Source organism: Streptomyces sp. NPDC059255, from assembly GCF_042752355.1.
Taxonomy (GTDB): Bacteria; Actinomycetota; Actinomycetes; order Streptomycetales; family Streptomycetaceae; genus Streptomyces.
In genome coordinates this window covers 44,776-65,909 of sequence record NZ_JBHYZP010000014.1, presented here as the reverse complement: position 1 = coordinate 65,909, position 21,134 = coordinate 44,776, and the positions used below count along the sequence as shown (strand labels likewise).

At 72.6% G+C, this 21,134-nt stretch carries 17 protein-coding genes; 12 read left to right on the top strand and 5 right to left on the bottom strand.

Annotation, left to right across the window (positions count from 1 at the left end; translation table 11 throughout):
* The first annotated feature begins 146 nt into the window (after window positions 1–146).
* Together lnt and ACFXKG_RS18155 are read left to right on the top strand one after the other, a co-directional pair.
* Entirely contained in the window at window positions 147–1,754 is a 1,608-nt protein-coding gene (gene lnt, locus ACFXKG_RS18160; RefSeq protein WP_384839446.1) for an apolipoprotein N-acyltransferase, read from the top strand.
* A gap of 30 nt (window positions 1,755–1,784) precedes the next feature.
* Complete coding sequence (locus tag ACFXKG_RS18155; protein ID WP_384839444.1) at window positions 1,785–2,279, top strand: NUDIX domain-containing protein; 495 nt, start codon at window positions 1,785–1,787, stop codon at window positions 2,277–2,279.
* Here ACFXKG_RS18155 and ACFXKG_RS18150 read toward each other — a convergent pair.
* Genes ACFXKG_RS18150 through ACFXKG_RS18140 form a run of 3 tightly spaced genes read right to left on the bottom strand, consistent with a single transcriptional unit; the run spans window position 2,257 to window position 5,317 of the window.
* Window positions 2,257–3,090 (bottom strand): carbohydrate ABC transporter permease, encoded by an 834-nt coding sequence (locus ACFXKG_RS18150; protein ID WP_384839441.1) that lies wholly within the window; start codon window positions 3,088–3,090, stop codon window positions 2,257–2,259. The two genes, ACFXKG_RS18155 and ACFXKG_RS18150, sit on opposite strands and share 23 nt — an antisense overlap.
* Entirely contained in the window at window positions 3,087–3,959 is an 873-nt protein-coding gene (locus ACFXKG_RS18145) for a carbohydrate ABC transporter permease (RefSeq protein WP_384839438.1), read from the bottom strand. The genes ACFXKG_RS18150 and ACFXKG_RS18145 overlap by 4 nt, the downstream gene beginning before the upstream one ends.
* Window positions 3,956–5,317, bottom strand: a complete 1,362-nt coding sequence (locus tag ACFXKG_RS18140; protein WP_384839435.1) for an ABC transporter substrate-binding protein — start codon at window positions 5,315–5,317, stop codon at window positions 3,956–3,958. Before ACFXKG_RS18140 ends, ACFXKG_RS18145 begins: the two co-directional genes overlap by 4 nt.
* 287 nt (window positions 5,318–5,604) lie before the next feature.
* On the opposite strand from ACFXKG_RS18140, the gene ACFXKG_RS18135 reads away from it, so the two are divergent.
* The 3 genes from ACFXKG_RS18135 to ACFXKG_RS18125 all read left to right on the top strand — a co-directional run bounded on the left by ACFXKG_RS18135 (window position 5,605) and on the right by ACFXKG_RS18125 (window position 9,483).
* Window positions 5,605–6,627 (top strand): LacI family DNA-binding transcriptional regulator, encoded by a 1,023-nt coding sequence (locus ACFXKG_RS18135; RefSeq protein WP_384839432.1) that lies wholly within the window; start codon window positions 5,605–5,607, stop codon window positions 6,625–6,627.
* Window positions 6,628–6,816: 189 nt separating this feature from the next.
* Window positions 6,817–8,751, top strand: coding sequence for a cellulase family glycosylhydrolase (locus ACFXKG_RS18130; protein ID WP_384839429.1), 1,935 nt, complete (start codon window positions 6,817–6,819; stop codon window positions 8,749–8,751).
* 57 nt (window positions 8,752–8,808) lie between these two features.
* Entirely contained in the window at window positions 8,809–9,483 is a 675-nt protein-coding gene (locus tag ACFXKG_RS18125) for a hypothetical protein (RefSeq protein WP_384839426.1), read from the top strand.
* Between the two features lie 133 nt (window positions 9,484–9,616).
* Here ACFXKG_RS18125 and ACFXKG_RS18120 read toward each other — a convergent pair whose 3' ends face one another.
* Window positions 9,617–10,561, bottom strand: coding sequence for a D-2-hydroxyacid dehydrogenase family protein (locus tag ACFXKG_RS18120; RefSeq protein WP_384839423.1), 945 nt, complete (start codon window positions 10,559–10,561; stop codon window positions 9,617–9,619).
* Window positions 10,562–10,655: 94 nt separating this feature from the next.
* On the opposite strand from ACFXKG_RS18120, the gene ACFXKG_RS18115 reads away from it, so the two are divergent.
* The 7 genes from ACFXKG_RS18115 to ACFXKG_RS18085 all read left to right on the top strand — a co-directional run bounded on the left by ACFXKG_RS18115 (window position 10,656) and on the right by ACFXKG_RS18085 (window position 20,062).
* Window positions 10,656–11,663 (top strand): helix-turn-helix transcriptional regulator, encoded by a 1,008-nt coding sequence (locus tag ACFXKG_RS18115; protein WP_384839420.1) that lies wholly within the window; start codon window positions 10,656–10,658, stop codon window positions 11,661–11,663.
* A gap of 256 nt (window positions 11,664–11,919) precedes the next feature.
* The gene (locus ACFXKG_RS18110; RefSeq protein ID WP_384839415.1) at window positions 11,920–13,569 is read left to right on the top strand and encodes an ABC transporter substrate-binding protein; all 1,650 of its coding nucleotides are present in this window, start codon (window positions 11,920–11,922) and stop codon (window positions 13,567–13,569) included.
* A 7-nt stretch (window positions 13,570–13,576) separates the two neighbouring features.
* Window positions 13,577–14,536 carry an ABC transporter permease gene (locus ACFXKG_RS18105; protein ID WP_384839412.1) on the top strand — a complete coding sequence of 320 codons (960 nt, stop codon included), beginning with the start codon at window positions 13,577–13,579 and terminating at the stop codon, window positions 14,534–14,536.
* The gene (locus ACFXKG_RS18100) at window positions 14,533–15,453 is read left to right on the top strand and encodes an ABC transporter permease (RefSeq protein ID WP_384839408.1); all 921 of its coding nucleotides are present in this window, start codon (window positions 14,533–14,535) and stop codon (window positions 15,451–15,453) included. Before ACFXKG_RS18105 ends, ACFXKG_RS18100 begins: the two co-directional genes overlap by 4 nt.
* On the top strand, window positions 15,453–17,306 hold the full coding sequence (locus ACFXKG_RS18095) for a dipeptide ABC transporter ATP-binding protein (protein WP_384839405.1): 1,854 nt from the start codon (window positions 15,453–15,455) through the stop codon (window positions 17,304–17,306). The genes ACFXKG_RS18100 and ACFXKG_RS18095 overlap by 1 nt, the downstream gene beginning before the upstream one ends.
* 105 nt (window positions 17,307–17,411) lie before the next feature.
* Entirely contained in the window at window positions 17,412–19,433 is a 2,022-nt protein-coding gene (locus ACFXKG_RS18090) for a CocE/NonD family hydrolase (protein WP_384839402.1), read from the top strand.
* Window positions 19,430–20,062 (top strand): TetR/AcrR family transcriptional regulator, encoded by a 633-nt coding sequence (locus ACFXKG_RS18085; protein WP_384839399.1) that lies wholly within the window; start codon window positions 19,430–19,432, stop codon window positions 20,060–20,062. The genes ACFXKG_RS18090 and ACFXKG_RS18085 overlap by 4 nt, the downstream gene beginning before the upstream one ends.
* 90 nt (window positions 20,063–20,152) lie before the next feature.
* Here ACFXKG_RS18085 and ACFXKG_RS18080 read toward each other — a convergent pair whose 3' ends face one another.
* The gene (locus ACFXKG_RS18080; protein ID WP_384839864.1) at window positions 20,153–21,118 is read right to left on the bottom strand and encodes a bile acid:sodium symporter family protein; all 966 of its coding nucleotides are present in this window, start codon (window positions 21,116–21,118) and stop codon (window positions 20,153–20,155) included.
* Between the last annotated feature and the right edge of the window lie 16 nt (window positions 21,119–21,134).

The window sequence follows — 21,134 nt, the reverse complement described above, 5'->3', positions numbered from 1 at the left end:
GTTTGTGGAGGGATTGCGGAGAAGGATTCCCTCCGGTTCCGGCCGAGGGGCCCGCCGGACCGCGGCTTCCGCCCCCGGCGCGGGCGCCGGCGGAAGGGCGGAGGTCTCACTCCCGGCACCGGCGGTGTCACCGTAGACTCCGCCAGGTGAGCGCCACCATGACCACCGTCGAACCCCCGCAGCCCGCCGCCCCGACCGGCCCCGGGCCGTCCCTGTTCCGGCGGTTCGCCCGACCGGCCGGAGCCGCGGCGGCCGGTCTGCTGCTCTACGCGAGCTTCCCGCCCCGCACCCTGTGGTGGCTGGCCCTGCCCGGCTTCGCCCTGCTCGCCTGGAGCCTGTACGGGCGCCGGGCGCGGGCGGCGCTCGGCCTCGGCTATCTCGCGGGGCTCGGCTTCCTGCTGCCGCTGCTGTTCTGGACCGGCACCGAGGTGGGACCGGGCCCCTGGCTCGGTCTCGTCGCGCTGGAAGCCGTGTTCATCGCGTTCACCGGGCTCGGGATCGCCGCCGTCAGCAGGCTGCCGCTGTGGCCCGTCTGGGCCGCGGCGGTCTGGATCCTCGGCGAGGCGGCGCGCGCCCGGGTGCCGTTCGGCGGTTTCCCCTGGGGCAAGATCGCCTTCGGCCAGGCGGACGGCGTCTTCCTGCCGCTCGCCGCGGTCGGCGGCACCCCCGTGCTCGGCTTCGCCGTCGTGCTCTGCGGCTTCGGGTTGTACGAGGGCGTCCGCCAGGTCCTCGCGTACCGCGCGACCCGCACGGTCCCGCGAGGAGCGGTCGTCGCGGCGGCGGCCACCGTCCTCGTCCCGGTCGTCGCGGCGCTCGCCGCGCTGCCGCTCGTCAGCGACTCGGCGCAGGACGGGACCGCGACCGTCGCCGCGGTCCAGGGCAACGTGCCGCGCGCCGGCCTGGAGTTCAACGCCCAGCGCCGGGCCGTTCTCGACAACCATGTGCGCAGGACGCTGCAGCTCGCCGCCGAGGTGAAGGCGGGCAAGGAGCCGCGGCCCGACGTCGTCCTGTGGCCGGAGAACTCCTCCGACATCGACCCGTACCGCAACGCCGACGCGTACGACGTGATCGACCAGGCGGCCAAGGCGATCGGCGCCCCGATCTCCGTCGGCGCCGTCGTCACGCCCGACAGCGGCCCGCTGTACAACCGGCAGATCCTCTGGGACCCCGAGCGTGGCCCGACCGCCACGTACGACAAGCGGGAGATCCAGCCGTTCGGCGAGTACCTTCCGCTGCGCTCCGTGGTGCGGTGGATCAGCCCCGGCTACGCGGAGATGGTCCGCAGGGACTTCGGCCGCGGCGACAAAACCGGTGTCTTCGACATGGCGGGCACCGAGGTCGGCCTCGCCACCTGCTACGAGGCGGCGTTCGACTGGACCGTACGGGACGCCGTCACGCACGGCGCCCAGCTCATCTCCGTCCCCAGCAACAACGCCACGTTCGACCGCAGCGAGATGACGTACCAGCAGCTCGCGATGTCACGGGTGCGGGCCGTCGAGCACAGCAGGACCGTGGTCGTCCCGGTCACCAGCGGGGTCAGCGCCATCATCCAGCCCGACGGCCGGATCACCGAGCGGAGCGGGATGTTCACCCCGGACGCGCTGGTCGCGAAGGTCCCGCTGCGCTCCTCGCTGACGCCCGCGACCCGGCTCGGCCCGCTGCCCGAGGCGCTTCTGGCGGCCGTAGCGGTGGCCGGACTGGGCTGGGTGGCGCTCGGCGCCGTACGCGACCGGCGTGCCCGGAAGGCGGCTTGAGCGCCGGAGCCGCCGGTTAGGGTCGGTGGCATGGGAACCCCTGACTTCATCCGCGAGATCCGGGCCGACGCCGGCCACCAGCTGCTCTTCCTGCCGGGCGTGAGCGCCATCGTCTTCGACGACGAGGGGCGCGTCCTGCTCGGGCGGCGCGCCGACACGGGCGGGTGGTCGGTCATCGGCGGCATCCCCGAGCCGGGGGAGCAGCCCGCCGTCGCGGCGGTGCGCGAGGTGTACGAGGAGACCGCCGTACGGTGCGAGGCGGAGCGGGTCGTACTCGTCCAGACGCTGAAGCCGGTCGTCTATCCCAACGGCGACACCTGCCAGTACATGGACATCACCTTCCGCTGCCGGGCCGTCGGGGGCGAGGCGCGCGTCAACGACGACGAGTCGCTGGACGTCGCGTGGTTCTCCGTGGACGCGCTGCCGGAGCTGCCCGAGTTCGCGCGCTTCCGGATCAAGCAGGCGCTCAACGACGCGCCCACCTGGTTCGCCCCCGGCGGTCTCAGCGAGTCGCACCCCGCGTGAAGCCGTTGTAGATGTAGCGCTGGAGGAAGAGGAACGCGACCAGCGTCGGCACGATGACCAGCACCGCCCCCGCCGAGATGTTCTCCCAGTGCGCCCCGAAAGGGCCCTTGAAGCGGAACAACGACGTGGAGATGGTGCCCCGTTCCTCGGACGGCATGTAGAGGAACGGAAGGTAGAAGTCGTTGTAGACCGTGATGCCCTTGATGATGACCACCGTGGCGACGGCCGGCTTGAGCAGCGGGAAGATGATCCTCCAGAAGACCGTGAAGGAGTTCGCGCCGTCCAGCCGCGCCGATTCGTCGAGCGAGACCGGGATCCCCCGGATGAACTGGAGGAAGATGTAGATCGAGACGATGTCGGTGCCCATGTAGAGCACGATCGGCGCCCAGAGCGAGTCGAAGAGCCCGAAGCTGTTGACGATCTGGAAGGTCGCCACCTGCGTCGTCACCCCGGGCACCAGCGTCGCGACCAGGAAGAGCGCGACCACCAGCCGCCGGAACCGGAAGTCGAAGCGGTCGACGGCGTACGCCGTCATGGAGCCGATGACCACCGTCCCGGTGATCGCGAAGAGCAGGATGAACGCGGTGTTCCCGAAGGCGCCGAGCATCCTGCCGTCGGAGAACGCCGTCGCGTAGTTCCCGAAGTTGAGCGGGTTGTCCGGCAGCGCCAGCGCGCCGCTGCCGTCGGCCATCTCCTTCCCGGTCTTCAGCGAGGTCAGGAAGACCACCGCGAGGGGCAGCAGCACCACCACGGCCGCCACCACCAGGGAGAGGTACTTCAGGGAGCCGGCCAGCCGGGCGCGGGCGCTCATACGAGATCCACCTTGTCGTCCGGGACGAGACGGCGCTGCACCCAGGTCACCGCCAGGATGATCAGCAGCAGGACGACCGCCGCCGCCGAGGCCAGCCCCGTCTTGTTGAACTGGAACGCCAGCTTCACGGTCTGGATCACGAAGGTCTCGGTGCCGGTGGCCCCGCCGGTCATGATGTACGGGATCTCGAAGACCGAGAGCGAACCGGAGACCGCGAGGATCACACTGAGGCTCAGCACCGGCCGGATGCCGGGCGCGATGATGTGCCGGAACTGCTGCCAGCGATTCGCCCCGTCCAGTTCGGACGCCTCGTACAGCTCACCGGGGATCGACTGGATCGCGCCGAGGAACAGCACGAAGTTCAGCCCCATGAACCGCCACACCGAGACCCCGGCCAGGGAGACGTTGGCCGAAGTGGCGGAGGAGAGCCAGGCGTGGTCACCTGCGATCCCGAACAGCCGCAGCACCGAGTCGAGTGTGCCGCCGTCCTGGAAGAAGTAGAGGAAGACGAAGCCGATCGCGACCCCGTTGATCAGATACGGGAAGAACAGCACGCCCTTGAAGAAGTTACGGAACCGGGTGCGGAAGCTCAGCACCGTCGCGAAGTAGAGCGCGGCGGCGATCTGCACCACCGACGCCGCCAGGTAGTAGCCGCTGACGAAGAAGACCTGGAACAACTCGGGCCGGGTGAAGAGCTCCACGTAGTTGCCGATCCCGGTGAACGCGAGATCCGGGCTGACCCCGTCCCAGTCCGTGAAGCTGTACACGATCATGTTGACGACCGGGGCGTACGTGAAGACCACCAGCAGCGTCAGCGGTACGAGCAGGAAGAGCCAGGGCGTCAGCTCCCGCCACAGCCGCCGCGTCATCGCGCGCCCGCGCTCTTCTCCGCCTCGGTCCAGCGCCGGGAGAGCCCGGAGAGGAACCCGTCGAGATCGCCCTGGGCGGCACCGCGCGCCACATCGACCAGGTCCTGGCGGTAGTCCGGCTTCTGCAGGCCGACCTCGGCCGCGTTGTCGATCTCGTTGACCAGCGCCGCGTCCTTCTGGTCCAGCTCGATGAATTTCACACCCCGGTCCGTGTACGGCTTCAGCACGTCCGGCAGCGGGTCGCCCTTCAGCGGTGAGAGCGCCAGGTTGTCGGCCGCGTACCCGGACTTCTCGGTGAACCAGTCGACCCAGGCGCGCGCCGCCTCCTTCCGCTTCGAGTGGACGTTCACCGCCTGCGCGTAGTCCGGCGACGCGACCGCGCAGAACGCGCCGTCCACCTGGGCGGGGTAGGGCATGAAGCCGATGTCGTCGGGGTCCGTGCCGGCCTGCTCCGCGGCGGCCCGGAACTGGGTGATCGCCCAGGAGCCCAGCCACATCGTGGCGATCTCCCCCTTGGCCAACCGCGGCTTCGACCCCTCCCAGTTGGTGGTCGACGGGTCCTTCTCGACCAGCTTGCCGCGCACCATGTCGTACAGCAGGGTGTCGATGGCGCGCAGTTCGGACCCCTCGGCCCACGGGTCGGTCGTCGCCAGCAGGTTGTTCGCCCGGGCGTCGCAGCTCACCGAACCCAGTGCGTTCGTCCATGAGGTGAGCGGCCACATGTCCTTGAAGTTGGTGTAGTACGGCACCGCGTCCGTCCGCGACTTGATCGCCTTCAGATCGTCGAGGAAGGCGGCGGGCGTCGTGGGCCACTCGGTGACCCCGGCCCGTTCCCACACCTTCCTGTTGTAGAGGAAGCCGGGCGTCACCCCGATCGGGCTCTGCCCGTAGACCTTGTCGTCCACCGTGGTGAAGGCGGTGAACTGATACTTCTTCGCCCGCTCCGCCCGACTGCCCAGGGAGGCGAAGAACTTCGGGTAGTCGTTCCGTTTGATCGCGGCCGGGATCATGAGGACGTCGCCGTAGTTCTCGGTGTTCATCCGGATCTTGACCTCCCCCTCGTAGTCGGTGATCCCGTCGAACTTGACGGTCACCTTGGGGTAGACCTTCCGGAACGCGTCGGCGTACTTCTTCATCGTGCCGTCCTGCACCCAGTCCGTCCGGTGGGTCAGCACGGTGATGGTCCCGGAGACCTTCGACGGGTCGCCGGCAGCCTTCGCCTCCTCGCCCCGGGAGGCGGCCCCGCCGCCGGTGCAGCCGGCCACCAGCAGCGCGCCGGCGACGGCGGTGGCGAGCAGCGGCACGGAGGGCGGCGTCCTGCGGCCCGCGCGCGTGGTGGTCACGGTCGGTACGGTCATGTCGGCCCCTTGGCTCGGCTGTACGAGGGTGGATGGGGGTGGTCCGATGTGGGGGGTGGTCCGATGGGGGGATGGTCCGATGGGGGTGGTCCGCACACCTTCCGGCGCCGTGAAATTAAAGGCGCCGGAAAGCGAGTGTCAATGCCGGTGCATTGCTTTTCTCGACTTCCCCGGTGAACGATGTGCCAGGGCCGGGATTTCCTCCCGGACCGATTCGGCCATATTCATCTCCGGCCCCCGTCCCGGGCCGCCGTCCGCACCTGCGGAGAAAAGCGAGGCACCCCACCGTGAAGCGCCCCACCATGGCCGATATCGCCGATCGGGCCGGCGTCACCAAGGCTGCCGTCTCCTTCGCCCTCAACGACCGCCCCGGCGTCTCGGAACCCACCCGGCGGCGTATCCGGGCCATCGCCCAGGAGCTGGGCTGGCAGCCCAACAGCGCGGCGCGGGCGCTCTCCGGGGGCACGGCGGGGGCGTTCGGCCTGGTCATCGACCGCCCGGCGCACACCCTCGGCCTCGAACCCTTCTTCATGCAGCTCATCTCAGGGATCCAGGCCGAACTGATCGCCGATGCCACCCCCCTCGTCTTCACCATGGCCGAGGACCGGGCCACCGAGATCGCGCTCTACCGCTCCTGGTCGGCCCGGCGCCGGGTGGACGGCGTCTTCCTGGTGGACCTGAAGGTCGACGACGCCCGTGTCCCCGTGCTGGAGGAGCTGGGCCTGCCCACCGTGGTGATCGGCGCGCCCATCGGCACCCGCGGGCTGCCCGCCGTGTGGAGCGACGACGCCGCGGCCGTCACCACCGTCGTCGACCACCTCGCCGGCCTGGGCCATCGCCGCCTCGCCCGGGTCGGCGGCCCGGCTCCGCTGCGCCACACGGCGATCCGTACGGCGGCCTTCGACGCGGCCGTACGGGACCGGGGGCTCACCGGCAGGACCGTCGAGGCCGACTACAGCGGGGAGGGCGGCGCGGCGGCCACCCGCGCCCTCCTCGGCGCGGACCGCCCGCCCACCGCGATCCTCTACGACAACGACGTGATGGCCGTGTCGGGGCTGACCGCCGCGCACTCCCTGGGCGTACGGGTGCCCGCCGACCTCTCCGTCGTCGCCTGGGACGACTCCGCCCTGTGCGAGCTGGTGGACCCGCCGCTGACCGCGCTGAGCAGGGACATCGTGGCCCACGGCGCGCGTGCGGCGCGGATGCTGCGCGAGGCGGCCGGCGGGCTCGCGGTACCGGACCGCCAGGACCCGGCGCCCCGTCTCACCCCGCGCGGCAGCGTCGCGCCGCCGCCCGCGGCGGAGTCCTAAACCGGTTTACGGTAATGCCGTGCGGGGTTGACGCTAAACCGGTACAGCGATTCACTGGAAAAGATGTGGCACCGACCCCGTCCGCACCGGGGCCGCACACGATCTCCACGCGCGCCCGAGGCGCTTCTCGCGCACGGCCCACACACACGCAGGTATTTCATCAATCCCCGTTCTAGGGAGAGTACGAAGATGCCGCGTCCCGCTGCCCGGATTTCCGTCGGCGAGCACCCCGTCACCTGGATCGGCGCCAATTTCTGGTCGCGTACCGGAGGGCCGCTCATGTGGCGCTCGTACCGCGGCGAGGTGGTCGACGAGGAGCTGCGGGTGCTGCGCGACCACGGGCTCAACATGACCCGGTCGTTCTTCTACTGGCCGGACTTCATGCCGGAGCCCGACCGGATCGACGAGCGGCTCTGCGCCCACTACGCGGACTTCCTGGACCGGCACCACGCCCTCGGCATGACCACGGTTCCCACCTTCCTCGTGGGCCACATGTCCGGTGAGAACTGGGACCCGGCCTGGCGCGGCAGCCGGGACCTCTACACCGATGTCTGGCTGGTCTCCCGGCAGGCGTGGTTCGCCCGCGAGATGGCGGCCCGCTTCAAGGACCATCCGGCCGTGGCCGGATGGCTGGTCTCCAACGAGATGCCGATCTACGGGCGGGCGGGCGCCACACGGGAGGAGGTGGCCGCCTGGGCCCAGCTCGTGGTGGACGGCGTACGGGCCTCCGGCGCCCGGCAGCCGGTCTCGCTCGGTGACGGCGCCTGGGGCCTGGAGAACTCCGGCCACGACAACGGCTTCCGGCTGCGGGACTGCGCCGCCCTCACCGACTGGCTGGGCCCGCACGTCTACCGTATGGAGGACGACCCGGTCCGCCAGCACTACGCCGCCGCGTGGGTGTGCGAACTGACCGGCTGCTTCGGACTCCCCGTCGTCCTGGAGGAGTTCGGGCTCACCTCCGACTTCGCGTCAGGACCGTACGCCGCCCGCTACTACCGCCAGGCCCTCCACAACAGCCTGCTGGCCGGCGCCACCGGCTGGATCGCCTGGAACAACACCGACTACGACACCCTGCGCGAGCAACCGCCCTACTCCCACCACGCCTTCGAGATGCACTTCGGGCTCACCGACAGCGCGGGCACCCCCAAACCCCAGCTCAAGGAGGTCCGGGCGTTCGCGGAACTGCTGGAGCGGATCGACTTCGGCCACTGCGTCCGGCCCGGCACCGACACCGCGCTGGTGGTCTCCTCGTACCTGGACACCCTCTACCCCTTCACCCGGGAGGAGGACCGCTCGTACGTGGAGCGGACCGGGCGGCAGGCCTGGATCAGCTCCCGGCTGGCCGACGCCCCCGCCACCGTCGTACGGGAGAGCGACGGCATCACGGACGGCCACCGGCTCTATCTGCTGCCCTCCACCAAGCAGTTGCTCTCCCCGAGCTGGTACCGGCTGGAGGAGCTGGCCCGGGGCGGCGCGACCGTCTACGTCTCCTACTCGCCCGGCGCCCACGAGGAGCAGCGCGGCCCCTGGTACGCCCATCTCGACCGGCTCTTCGGGGTCCGGCACACCCTGGAGTACGGCCTGGTCGACCCGATCGAGGACGACACCGTCGAACTCACCCTCACCCGCCCCTTCGGCACCCTCGCCGAGGGCGACACCCTCTCCTTCCGCGCCGCCGGCACGCCCAGCAGCCGGGTCTTCCTGCCCGTGGAGCCGTACGGAGCCGAGGTGCTGGCCACCGACGGCCGGGGGCGCCCCGCCCTGCTGCTGCGCGAGACCGGCGCGGGCGCCGTGGTGCTGTGCACCTACCCGTTGGAGCACATGGCCTCCGTCACACCGCGCGTCAACCCGGAACAGACGGTGCGGCTGTACGACGCGCTCGCCGCGTACGCGGGGGTACGCCGTCCGGTGACCGTGGACGACCTGAGGGTGGCCGTCGATCTCCTGGACCACGAGGACGGCCGCCGCTACGTCTGGCTGGTGAGCCAGGGCCGGGAGGAACTGGTGGTCAAACCCGTTGTCGAGGCCGGACTGCGGCTGACGGGACTGGACGGCTCCGCCGCGGACGAGGTCACCCTGGAGCCGTACGGGGTACGGGTGCTGCGGCTGGTCGGGGCAGGCTGAGCGGGGCGGCGGACGGCTCACTGGGCTCATACAGCTTCGTCGTCCATACTTCCTGCCGTGGAGCAGCGCATAGATCCGAAAATCCAGACCGAGTTCGCCGCGGGTACAGACCCGGCGTACATCCCCGGTCTCGTGGCCCCCGCCCCGCCGAAGCCGGCGGGGAAGGGGCCCGGGCGGGCCGAGGGCGAGACCGAGGAGCCGGCCGCCGCCGACGAGGCGGCCGCTCCGGCGACGGCGGAGAAGGGAGAGGAGCAGCCGGAGGCGGAGCAGCGACCGGACGAGCACGACGAGCACGACGAGCACGACGAGCACGACGAGCGCGATGGGCGGGACGGGCCGGAAGAGCGCGACGCGCCGGGCGAGCGGGACGAGGACGACGACCGGGATCCGGCGGCGGAGAAGGAGCCGGCGGAGGACGGCCCCGAGGGCGGGCAGGAGGACGGCCCCGAGGACGGCCCCGTCTTCGAGGTCAGCGACCGCCGCGGTTCGATCACCGCGGACCGGGAGGGCGTCCGGTTCCGGCTGGACGACCAGGAGGCCGAGTTCGACTGGGACGAGATCGGCGCGGTCGAGGTCAAGACCCCCCGGTTCGGGCGCCGGTTCACGGTCACGGTCCACATCTCGTCGCGCCGCTGGTTCGACGCCGAGGTGGAGGCACCGGCCAAGAACCTCCTCAAGCAGTGGGAGGCGGATCTGGACGAGGTCCTGGACGCCTACTTCGAGGAGTCCTGACCGAGGAGACCCGACGGCCGCCCGCCCCCACGGCGGGCGGCCGTTCCCACCGGGCGTCCCAACCGGCCGTCCCCACGGGGGCGTCCTCACGGGGCGGGCGCCGTCCCCGGGACCGGCACCGCCCCGAGGTGCGTCAGCCGTTGAGGACGCGCAGCGGCGTGCCCGCGTGGAACGCCGCGATGTCCTCGGCCGCCTGACCGTAGAACACCTCGTACGTGGCCTCGGTGACATAGCCGAGGTGCGGGGTCAGGACGGTGCGGGGGAGGGTGCGCAGCACGTCGTCGGCGGGCAGCGGCTCCAGGTCGTACACATCGAGGCCCGCCCCCGCGATCCGCTCGGCGCGCAGCGCCTCGATCAGCGCGGCGGTGTCGAGCAGCGGCCCCCGTGAGGTGTTGACGAGCAGAGCCGTCGGCTTCATCCAGGACAGCTCCTGGGCGCCGATCAGCCCCGTACTGCGCGCGCTCAGCTTGTAGTGCACGGTGACGACATCGGCCTGGGAGAACAGCGTCCGCTTGTCCACCGGCTCCACCCCCGCCGCCCTGGCCCGGTCCGCGTCCAGATTGCTGCTCCAGGCGACGACCCGCATCCCGAACGCGGCGCCGATCGCGGCGACCCGGGAGCCGAGCCGCCCCAGACCGACGACCCCGAGCGTCCGGCCGTGCAGATCGCGGCCGATCGTCCGCTGCCAGCCGCCCTCCCGCATCCCCGCCGCCTCGGCGGGGATGTGCCGGGCCAGCGACAGGATCAGACCCCATGTCAGCTCCGCCGTGGCGTGCGGCACCGACTCCGTCCCGCAGACCGTCACCCCCTGCCGCCGGGCCGCCGCCAGATCCACCGACGCGTTCACCATGCCGGTGGTCACCAGCAGCCGGAGCGCGGGCAGCCGCTCGAAGAGTTCGGCGGTGAACGGGGTGCGTTCCCGCATGGCGACCACCACGTCGAAACCGGCCAGCGCCGCGCTCACCGCGGCCACGCCGGACAGCGGCTCGTGGAAGAAGACCACGTCGCCGTCGAGTGCGTCCCAGTCGGTGAAACGGCGGGCGGCCCGCTGGTAGTCGTCGAGGACGGCGATACGCATGGATGGCTCCTTCAGGCTGGCAGACGGATCTACGGTCACATGGATCAGTCCAAACAGGCCATCTTCTGACCGGTTTCAGGAGGAGAATGGTCGTATGAGGGCGGATCGTCTGGTGGCGACGCTGCTGTTCCTCCAGTCGCGTGGACGGGTGACCGCGGCCGAGGTGGCGGCCGAGCTGGCCGTGTCGGAGCGCACGGCGCGCCGCGACCTGGAGGCGCTGGCGACCGCCGGTATACCGGTCTACCCGCAGCGTGGCCGGGGCGGCGGCTGGGCGCTGGTGGGCGGGGCGCGGACCGGGCTCACCGGGCTGACCGTCGGCGAGATCCGCGAACTGTTCCTGGTCGCGGGGGTCTCGCCGGCCGCCCCCGAGCCCCGGACGGCGCCGCGCGGGCTCGTCCGGGCCGTGCCGCAGACACCGCCCGCCGACACCGGCACCAGCAGCACCGACACGGGAGCGGAGGCCGGTGCCGCGCCGCGGACCGGCGTCCCGGACGGGTCGGACCGGCCGCCCGCCCCGTACGAGAGCGGCTCGCCGCACCTCAGGGCGCTGGAGCGCGCCGTGGTCGACGGGACGCAGATCCGTCTCGGGTACGAGCGGCCCGGCAGGCCGGCCGACGAGCGGATCGTCCATCCGCTGGGCCTCGCGACCAAGAGCGGCGTCCGCTACCTCGTCGCGGGCACCGGTACCGGCGCGGGCGGGCTGCGGATCTTCCGGCTCAGCCGGATCACCTCCGTCGAGCCGACCGGCGAGCCCGTCGTCCGCCCGGAGGGGTTCGACCTCGCCGCGGCCTGGCGCTCCCTCGCGGCGACGATGGAGGACCGGATGCGGTCGGTGACCGTACGGGCACGTGCCGAGCGCGGCGCCGAGGCACTGCTGCGCGGCCTGTTCGCCGGACGGCTGCGGCTCGGCGGACCGCTGCCCCGCGGCTGGATGGAGTTCGAGGTCGACGGGCCCTCGCCGGAGGTCCTGGCGGCCCAACTGGCCGGGCTGGGCGCCCGGATCGAGGTCCTCGCGCCCCCGGCGGCCCGGGAGCACCTCGCGCGCCTCGGGGCCGAACTCGCCGCGCTCTACGGCCCGCCGACGGCCCCCCGCGCCGACTGACGGCAGCACCCCGCCACGCACACCGCCCAGACACCCACCGCCCAGACACCCGCCACGCGCCGCGCGCAGAGGCCCGCGAGGTGCCGTGCCCGGAGGCCCGCCATGCGCCGCGCCCGGCGCCGCCCCAGGTAACGAGTCGATGTCCCGCGTTAATTTCCGCGCACAAGGGGTTGGCGGGGGAGTGACGCCTGGCTATCGTTCACGCACTTCACCCAATCGTTCAGCGGAACGAATCAATGCGAAGGGTGTCCGGTACATGTCCGACACTGACCGACGAACGGACCCCGGGGCGACCGGCCCGGCCGGGAGGACCGCGGCGCCCGCGATGCCGCGCCGCGCGCTGCTCACCGCCGCGGCGGCCGGCGGCGCGGCGCTCGGCGCCTCCTGGCTGCTCACCGGCTGCTCCGGCGGCGGCGCCCGGACCGGATCGGCGACGGGCGTCCTGCCCGCCGCGGCGCCCGCCGGCCGGCCCGACCGCGGCGGCACCCTGCGGATCGCCAGGCCGCCCGCCTCCGAGGCGGAGACCCTCGACCCGGCGAGCGCGCTCTCCGCGTACGAATACCTCGGCGCCCTCTACAACCGGCTCGTCCGGGTCGGCCCCGACGGTCTGCTCGCCCCCGACCTCGCCGAGTCCTGGGAACCGGACGGCCAGGCCCGCACCTGGACCTTCCGGCTCCGCCGCGGTCTCACCTTCCACGACGGCCGCGCCTTCACCTCCGCCGATGCCGCCTACACCCTCCGCCACATCCTCGACGCCGCGACCGCGTCACCGCAGGCCGCCGTCCTCGCCCCGCTCGTCGACCCGAAGACGCTGCGCACCCCGGACGCCCACACCCTCGTCGTCCCGCTGAAGACCCCGAACGCCGAGTTCCCCAGCCTGCTGACGCACTACAACTGCTATGTCATCCCCGACGGCAGCGCCCGCTCCATCGGCCGCACCGGCATCGGCACCGGACCCTTCCGGCTGACGTCCTTCGCCGCCGCGGGCCCCGGCCGGGTCACCGCGTACGAGGAGCACTGGGCCGGCCGCCCCGTCCTCGACGCCATCGACTTCTACTCCGTCGCCGACATGCAGGCCCGCTCGGGCGCCCTGCTCGCCGGGCAGGTCGATCTGCTCTCCCAGACCAATCTGGACTTCGCCACCGCCCGGGTCGTCGCCGCCTCCGACCGCGCCACCATCGCCCGGGTCAAGGACGCACAGTGGTACGTCCTGCCGATGCTCACCACCGAGAAGCCGTTCACCGACGTCCGGGTACGGCAGGCGATGAAGCTCGCCTACGACCCCGAACACGTCCTCAAGGTCGCCCTCCAGGGGGCGGGCACCCTCGGCTGGGACAACCCCGTACCGCCCGGTGACCCCAACCACCTCGCCACCCACCCCGTCCACGACCCGGAGAAGGCCCGGTACCTCCTCAAGCGGGCGGGCCAGGAGCGGCTGGCCGTCGACCTCTACACCTCGTCCTACGACCCGATCTTCACGCCCATGGCCCTCGCCTACCAGGAGTCGGCCGGGCGCGCCGGCATCCGGGTCAGGGTCAAGACCGCCTCGGCGGACTCGTACTACACCCAGATCTGGATGAAGAAGCCGCTCATGGCCACCTACTGGTTCACCGGCCGCCCCGTCGACCAGCTCCTCAATCAGGTCTTCCGCAGCGGCTCCGGCTACAACGAGACCGCCTGGTCGGACAAGGCGTTCGACGCGCTGCTCGACCGGGCCCGACGCGAGACCGACGACACGCGCCGGCGCGAACTGTACGGCCAGGCCCAGACCTTCGTCATCGAGAAGGGCGGGGCGATGACCCCGATGTTCGCGGACCGGCTCGTCGGCATCTCCCGGAAGGTGCGCGGCTACGCCGAGCACGGATTCGAGTTCGACTATCTCGGCATCGGCCTGAAGGGAGCCTGAGACCACCGTGTTCACCTTCCTGGCCCGCCGCGTCGTCACCGCCCTCGGCACCCTCCTGCTCTCCTCCGTCCTCGTCTTCCTCGCCGTTCAGGCGCTGCCCGGCGATGTCGCCACGCAGGTCCTCGGCAAGGACGCCACGCCCTCCGCCGTCGCCGCGCTCCGCGACAAGCTCCATCTCGACCAGCCCGCCTGGGAGCGCTACTTCCAGTGGGTCAAGGGCGCCGTACAGGGGGACTTCGGCAGCTCGCTCGTCTCCGGCAAGGCCGTGGGCGGCGAGGTCGCGCAGCACGTCGGCAACTCCCTGCTGATCGCCGGCGTCACCGTCCTGTTCGCCGTCACCGGCTCCCTCGTCCTCGGCGTCGTCGCCGGGTACTACCGCGACCGCTGGCCCGACCACCTCATCTCCACGGTCAGCCTGGTCGGGATGAGCGTCCCCGAGTTCGTCGTGGCGACCGTCCTCGTCCTCGCCTTCTCCGTCGCGCTCCCGCTCTTTCCCGCCGTCGTGCTCTACGGCCCCGCCGCCACCGCCGGACAACTGCTGCCCGCCGTCTGGCTGCCCGCCGCCTCGCTCGCCGTCGTGATGGCCGCGTACATCGTCCGCATGGCCCGTACCTCCGTGATCGACGTGATGGCGAGCGAGTACGTCACCACCGCCCGGCTCAAGGGCCTCTCCTCCTGGCACGTGGTGACCCGGCACGCGCTGCCCAGTGCCCTGCTCCCCACGCTCCATGTGATCGCGCTCAACGTGGCCTGGCTCATCGGCGGTGTCGCCGTCGTCGAGAACGTCTTCAACTACCCGGGCATCGGCAAGCTGATGCTCTCCTCCGTGCAGAACCGCGACCTGCCGGTCATCCAGGCGATCGCCCTCATCAGCGCGGTCGTGTACGTCCTGTGCAACCTCGCCGCCGACCTCGGCGCGATGGCCCTGAACCCCAAGCTCCGTATCCGCGGCGGGAGGACTCGATGAGCGAGAACCCGAAGAGTTCCGTGAGTGTCCCGGAATTCTCCGCGGCGGTGGACGCGCCGCCCGTACGCCCCGGTTTCGCCGTCCGTGCCTGGCGGACCGTACGTTCCTCCCGTACCGCCACCATCGGCCTCGCGGTGGTCGCCGTCCATGTGGTCGTCGCCCTGCTCGCCCCGCTCCTCACCTCGTACGCGCCCACCGTGGGCGACTCCGCGCGCGCCCTGCTCGGACCGGGCGCGGACCACTGGGCCGGAACCGACCAGTACGGGCGTGACGTCCTCACCCGGGTGCTGTACGGCGGGCGGTACGCGCTCGGTGTCTCCGTCGCCGCGACCCTGCTGACCGTCGCGCTGGGCACCGTCCTCGGCTGCGCCACCGCACTGCGCGGCGGCCGGCTGGACGACGCGCTGATGCGGGTGCTGGACGCGGTGCTCTCCGTCCCCTCGATCCTCGCCCTGCTCGTCATCGTCACCGCGCTCGGCTCGGGCCCCGCCGTCATCGTGCTGGCCATCGCCGTCGTCTACGTACCCCAGGTGGTACGGGTGGTGCGCGGCGCGGCCCTCGCCGTCGTCCCCGCGGACTACGTCACGGCGGCGCGCGCCCGCGGCGAGTCGACCTGGTCGATCCTGCGCCGCGAGGTGCTGCCCAACATCACCGACGTGGTGTGCGTCGAGTTCGCGATGCGCGCCTCCTGGGTGGTGCTGCTGATCAGTTCCCTGTCCTTCCTCGGCTTCGGCGCCAACCCGCCCACCCCCGACTGGGGACTGATGGTCGCGGAGAACCGCACCGCCATCACCGTCGTACCGATGGCCAGCCTCGCGCCGATCATCGCCCTGGCCACCCTCGTGGTCGGACTCAACCTCGCCGCCGACGGCCTGTCCAAGGCGTGGGGCGTCGACCGGATACGGGAGGGATCCTGATGACCACGCACGCGACCGGCGACGCAGCCGCCGCCCGTACGACCGACCGGGACGCCGCGCTGGTCTCGGTGGCCGGCCTCCATGTCGCCTACCGCTCCGGCGGCGTGGACGTACCCGTCGTCCACGACGTCTCCCTCGACGTGCTGCCGGGCCGGACCCTCGCCCTGGTCGGCGAGTCGGGCAGCGGCAAGTCCACCGTCGCCGCCACGCTCCTGGGCCACCTGCGGCACGGATCCCGGATCACCGCCGGCACCGTACGCGTCGACGGACAGGACGTCTTCGCCCTCCCCGCCCGGGAGCTGCGGCGGCTGCGCGGCGGCACGGTCGCGATGGTCGCCCAGAACGCGGGACACGCGCTCACCCCCTCCATGCGCGTCGGCCGGCAGATCGCCGAGGCACTGCGCGGCGAGGACGCCGCCCGCCACTCCGTGACGGACCTCCTCGAACAGGTCCGGCTGCCCCGCCCCGCCGACCTGGCCCGGCGCTATCCGCACGAGCTCTCCGGCGGCCAGCAGCAGCGCGTGGCCATCGCCATGGCCATCGCCGCCCGGCCCCGGGTCCTGGTCCTCGACGAGCCGACGACCGGGCTGGACGTCGTCACCCAGCGCGGCGTCCTCGACCTGATCGGGGCGCTGCGCGACGAACTCGGCCTCGCCGCCGTCCTGGTCAGCCATGACCTCGGGGTGGTCGCCCACATGGCCGACCACGTCGCCGTGCTGCGCGCGGGCCGCGTCGTGGAGAGCGCGCCCACGCACCGGCTCTTCGGCGCACCCGCCGAGCCGTACACGCGCCGGCTGCTCGCCAGTGTGCCGCGCCTCGCGGACGAGGGCCTCGCGCTGGTCGCCGAGGACGGCACCCGCGAGATCCGCCCCCGGCCGGTGCTGCCCGCCGACGCCCCCGAGGCCGTCGCCGTACGCGACGTGACCATCGACTACGGGGCCACCCGCGCCGTCCACGGCGTCTCGTTCCAGGTCCGGCGCGGCGAGATCCTCGCGCTCGTCGGGGAGTCCGGCAGCGGCAAGTCCACGCTCGCCTGGTCGCTGGCCGGGCTGCGCGCCCCGTCCGGCGGCACGATGACGGCGACGGACAGCCGGGACGACGGCAGGCACGACGGCGGACACGACGGCGTTTCGGGCGGCGGCGGCCCGGGCGGCGGTGCTCCGGGCGGCGGGGACCTCACCGCGCCGTCCCGCAAGCGCCCCCGCGCCCTGCGCCGCAAGGTCCAGCTCGTCTTCCAGAACGCCGACACCTCCCTCAACCCCCGCCGCTCCGTGGGCGACGCGGTACGCCGCCCGCTGCGTGTCTTCGGTACGGCGGCCACCCGCGCGGACGCGGCGGTACGGGCCCGCCGCCTCATCGCCGACGTACGCCTCCCCCCGGAGTTCGCCGACCGGCTGCCCGCCCAGCTCTCCGGCGGCCAGCGGCAGCGGATCGGCATCGCGCGGGCCCTGGCGGGCGAGCCCGACGTGCTCATCGCCGACGAGATCACCACCGCGCTCGACGTCTCCGTCCAGGCCGAGGTCCTGCGGCTGCTGGACGACCTGCGCCGGGAGCGCCGGCTGGCCTGCCTCTTCATCAGCCACGACCTGGCGGTGGTCCGCGGGATCGCCGACCGCGTCCTGGTGCTGCGGCACGGCGTGGTGGTGGAGGAGGGCCCCACGGACGCGGTGTTCCTCGCCCCGGCCCACCCCTACACGCGCCGCCTCATGGCCGCCGCGCTGGAGCCCGACCCCGGGACGGCGCGGGCGGCGGTGCCGGAGGAGGAATGGCAGGACGCGGCATCCGGCGACGACATCTGGACCGAGGTCACCAGCCGCCACCGCATCCGCCGCTGGCGCCCGGCAACCAACTGACCAAGGGCCCGCCTTGACCGCAACCATCAATTGAGCAACCCCCACGAAGAGCAACCCAGTCCGCGAAAGCGGCGCCGGCTCAGGCGCAAAGTAAGGAGGGATGTCGTGAAGTACCGCGAGACGTACGACCGTCGGATCCACACCGAGGACGTCTGGATCCCCACCCGGGACGGCACCCGGCTGCACGCCCGGATCTGGCGGCCCGTCGACGCGGCGGCCGACCCGGTTCCCGCCCTGCTGGAGTATCTGCCGTACCGCAAGAGCGACTGGACCGCGCCCCGGGACGCCCAGCGCCACCCTTGGTACGCCGGGCACGGTTACGCGTCCGTACGCGTCGATCTGCGCGGCAGCGGGGACTCCGAGGGCGTCATGCTCGACGAGTACACCGAGACCGAGCTCGCCGACGGGGTCGATGTCGTCAACTGGCTGGCCGCGCAGGACTGGTGCACGGGCAAGGTCGGCATGTTCGGGATCTCCTGGGGCGGTTTCAACGCCCTCCAGATCGCCGCCCTGCGCCCCGAACCGCTCAAGGCGATCGTCACCGTCTGCTCCACCGACGACCGGTACGACAACGACGTCCACTACATGGGCGGCGCGGTCCTCGGTATCGACATGCTCGCCTGGGCCGGCACGATGCTCGCGTTCACCGCCCGGCCGCCGGACCCCGCGCACGTCGGCGCGGACCGCTGGCTGCCGATGTGGCGCGAACGGCTCGACGCGATCACCCCGTACCTGCACACGTGGCTCGCCCACCAGGAGCGGGACGACTACTGGCGGCACGGCAGTGTCTGCGAGGACTACTCCGCCGTCGACGCCGCCGTCCTCGCCGTCGGCGGCTGGGCCGACCCGTACCGGGACACGGTGCTGCGGCTGGTCGAGCGGCTGGACGCGCCGGTACGCGGGCTGATCGGCCCCTGGTCGCACCAGTACCCGGACCGGGGGCTGCCGCCGGGGCCGGCGATCGGCTTCCTCCAGGAGACGCTGCGCTGGTGGGACCAGCACCTCAAGGGGACCGACACCGGCGTCATGGCCGAGCCCGCCCTGCGCGCCTGGATCAACGACCCGGTGCCGCCCGCCACTTCGTACGCGACGATGCCGGGCCGCTGGGTCGGCGCCGACTCCTGGCCGTCGCCCACCGTCACCTGGGACGAACGGCCGCTCGGCGAGGCCGGGGCGGTTGCCGTGACCGTACGTTCGCCGCACCACACCGGGCTCGACGCGGGCCGGTTCTTCCCGTTCGGCAACGCCACCGACCTGCCGCCCGACCAGCGGGAGGAGGACGGCCGCTCCGTCTGCTTCGACTCGCCTCCGCTGACCGAACGGACCGAGATCCTCGGCCGGCCCCGGGTCCGGCTGCGGCTCGACAGCGCCACCGCGCGCGCCCATGTCGTCGCCCGGGTCTGCGACGTCGCGCCCGACGGCTCGTCCACCCTCGTCACCCGGGGCGTGCTCAACCTGCTCTCGCGCCACGGCAGGGAGCGGGCGGATCCGTGGGTGCCCGGCACCTTCGAGGACGTCGAGTTCGAACTGAACGCCACCGGCTACGCCTTCCCGCCCGGGCACCGCGTCCGCGTCGCCGTCTCCGACGCGTACTGGCCGTGGGTCTGGCCGCACGGCGAGCGCGGCGCCCTGACCGTGCTCCCCGGGGACAGCGCCGTACTGCTGCCCGTACGGGATCCGGCGTACGACACGGGGCGCGCCCCGATCCGCTTCGAGGAGCCGGAACAGGCCGTGCCGCTCGCGGTGACCGTGGACACCCCGGACCCGGCCGCCCCGCCGCGCCCCGAGCGGGTGGTACGGCACGACGTGGCCACCGGCGAGTGGACCCTGGAGGTGGACCCGAACTACGGGGGCTCCCGGACCTATCCGGACGGCCTGCGGTACGAGGAGAGCGCCCGCGAGGTCTACCGTATCCGCGGGGACGATCCGCTGTCGGCGGTGGCGTCCTCCTCCTGGACGATCCGGCTGCGGCGCCCGGACGGCTGGGACGCGCACATCACGACCAGTACCGAACTGCGCGCCACGGCAACGGAGTTCATCATGGACAGCACCCTCCTGGCACGGGCGGACGGAGAGACAGTGGCCGAGCGGTCTTGGCACAGCACCACCCCCAGGACATCCGGATGACGGCGAGGACGCCACGGCGGGCCGTCGCCGCCGCCAGCCGGACCCGCCAGCCCACCGAGGTGCGCCGCCGGCTCATCGCGGAGGCGGCGGTGCCGCTCATCGCGGAGCGCGGCTCGGCGGCCGTCGGCGTACGGGACGTCGCGGCGGCGGCCGGGGTGTCGGTCGGCACGGTGACGTACCACTTCGAGAGCGTCCAGGAAGTGCTCTCCGAGGCGATGGTGCTGCACATCGAGCGCTACTACGCCGCGCTCAGCGCCTCCGCCGACCGGGCCACCCGGGCCGCGGAGGGGCTGCGGCTGCTGATCGACGCGCTGTTCACCGACGACACCGACCGGCACTGGCGGATGTGGTTCGACTACTGGAACGCGGGCGACCGGGACCAGGCGTTCGCGCGCGGTCAGGCGGCGCGGTACGAGAGCTGGCACGGCGAGATCCGCGCCCTCGTCGAACGGGGCCGGGAGGAGGGCGACTTCACCTGTGAGGACCCGGCCGACTTCGCCGTGCGCTTCGCCGCCCTGGCGGACGGCCTCGCGCTCCAGCGGCTGCGCCAGGCCCCGCCGCTCACCACACGGGACGCGCGCCGCCATCTGTGCCGGCTGATCGAGGTGGAGCTGGAGGGACGGAACTGACGGTGGGCCCGGCCGGCCGGGCCCACCGGGTCCTGGGCGCCCGCCCGGGCCCCGACCGTCCCGACCCGGACGACAGGCGCCGGGCGGGCGTCACAGGGCCGGTTCCGCCGCCCCGGCCGGCGCCTCGGCCCGCCGGGCCCGGCGGGCCATCCACGCGGCCACCAGCGCGCCCGACACGTTGTGCCACACCGAGAACACGGCGGCGGGCAGCGCGGCCAGCGGGCTGAAGTGCGCGGTCGCGAGCGAGGCGGCCAGCCCGGAGTTCTGCATGCCGACCTCGAAGGCCATGGCCCGGCTCGCGGGCCGGCCCAGCCCGGCCGCCTTGCCCGCTCCGTAACCGAGCGCCAGCCCGAGCCCGTTGTGCAGCACGACGGCGACGAACACCAGCAGGGCCGCGGACTTGATCGCCGCGGCGCTGCCCGCCACCACCACCGCGACGATCACGGCGATCGTCACCGCCGACAGCCAGGGCAGCGCCCCCAGCACGCGGTCGACGTACCGTCCGGCCAGCAGCCGGACCGCCAGCCCGGCGAGCACCGGCAGCAGCACGGTCTTCAGGATGTCCGTGACCATCGAGCCCGCGTCGACCGGCAGGAACTCGCCCGCCAGCAGCAGCGTCAGCGGCGGGGTCACCAGCGGCGCCAGGACGGTCGAGACGGTGGCGACCGAGACCGACAGCGCCACATCGCCCCGGGCGAGATACGTCACCACGTTGGAGGCGGTGCCGCTCGGCGCGCAGCCGACCAGGATCACCCCGGCCGCCAACTGGGGCGGCAGATCGAGGGCGTTGGCGATCAGCCAGCCGAGCCCCGGCATGATCACGTAGTGCGCGACGAGACCGAGCCCGACCGCCCACGGCCGCTTCGCCACCCCTTCGAAGTCCTTCGGCGTCATGGTCAGCCCCATGGCGAACATGACGACGCCCAGCAGGTACGGCACCGAGACCGACCACCCGGCGAACGTGCCCGGGGTCAGCAGACCCAGGGCGCCCGCGGCGAGCACGAGGACGGGGAAGACGGTGACCGCGCGCCGCGCCGCGCGCCCGGAGGCATCGATGGCGGGCTCCGTGGCG

Excerpts from the sequence above, each read along its gene's own strand:
- ACFXKG_RS18155 (WP_384839444.1), top strand. The coding sequence starts at position 1,785 with ATGGGAACCCCTGACTTCATCCGCGAGATCCGGGCCGACGCCGGCCAC.
- ACFXKG_RS18150 (WP_384839441.1), bottom strand. The coding sequence starts at position 3,090 with ATGAGCGCCCGCGCCCGGCTGGCCGGCTCCCTGAAGTACCTCTCCCTG.
- ACFXKG_RS18145 (WP_384839438.1), bottom strand. The coding sequence starts at position 3,959 with ATGACGCGGCGGCTGTGGCGGGAGCTGACGCCCTGGCTCTTCCTGCTC.
- ACFXKG_RS18140 (WP_384839435.1), bottom strand. The coding sequence starts at position 5,317 with ATGACCGTACCGACCGTGACCACCACGCGCGCGGGCCGCAGGACGCCG.
- ACFXKG_RS18130 (WP_384839429.1), top strand. The coding sequence starts at position 6,817 with ATGCCGCGTCCCGCTGCCCGGATTTCCGTCGGCGAGCACCCCGTCACC.
- ACFXKG_RS18120 (WP_384839423.1), bottom strand. The coding sequence starts at position 10,561 with ATGCGTATCGCCGTCCTCGACGACTACCAGCGGGCCGCCCGCCGTTTC.
- ACFXKG_RS18115 (WP_384839420.1), top strand. The coding sequence starts at position 10,656 with ATGAGGGCGGATCGTCTGGTGGCGACGCTGCTGTTCCTCCAGTCGCGT.
- ACFXKG_RS18110 (WP_384839415.1), top strand. The coding sequence starts at position 11,920 with ATGTCCGACACTGACCGACGAACGGACCCCGGGGCGACCGGCCCGGCC.
- ACFXKG_RS18100 (WP_384839408.1), top strand. The coding sequence starts at position 14,533 with ATGAGCGAGAACCCGAAGAGTTCCGTGAGTGTCCCGGAATTCTCCGCG.
- ACFXKG_RS18095 (WP_384839405.1), top strand. The coding sequence starts at position 15,453 with ATGACCACGCACGCGACCGGCGACGCAGCCGCCGCCCGTACGACCGAC.
- ACFXKG_RS18085 (WP_384839399.1), top strand. The coding sequence starts at position 19,430 with ATGACGGCGAGGACGCCACGGCGGGCCGTCGCCGCCGCCAGCCGGACC.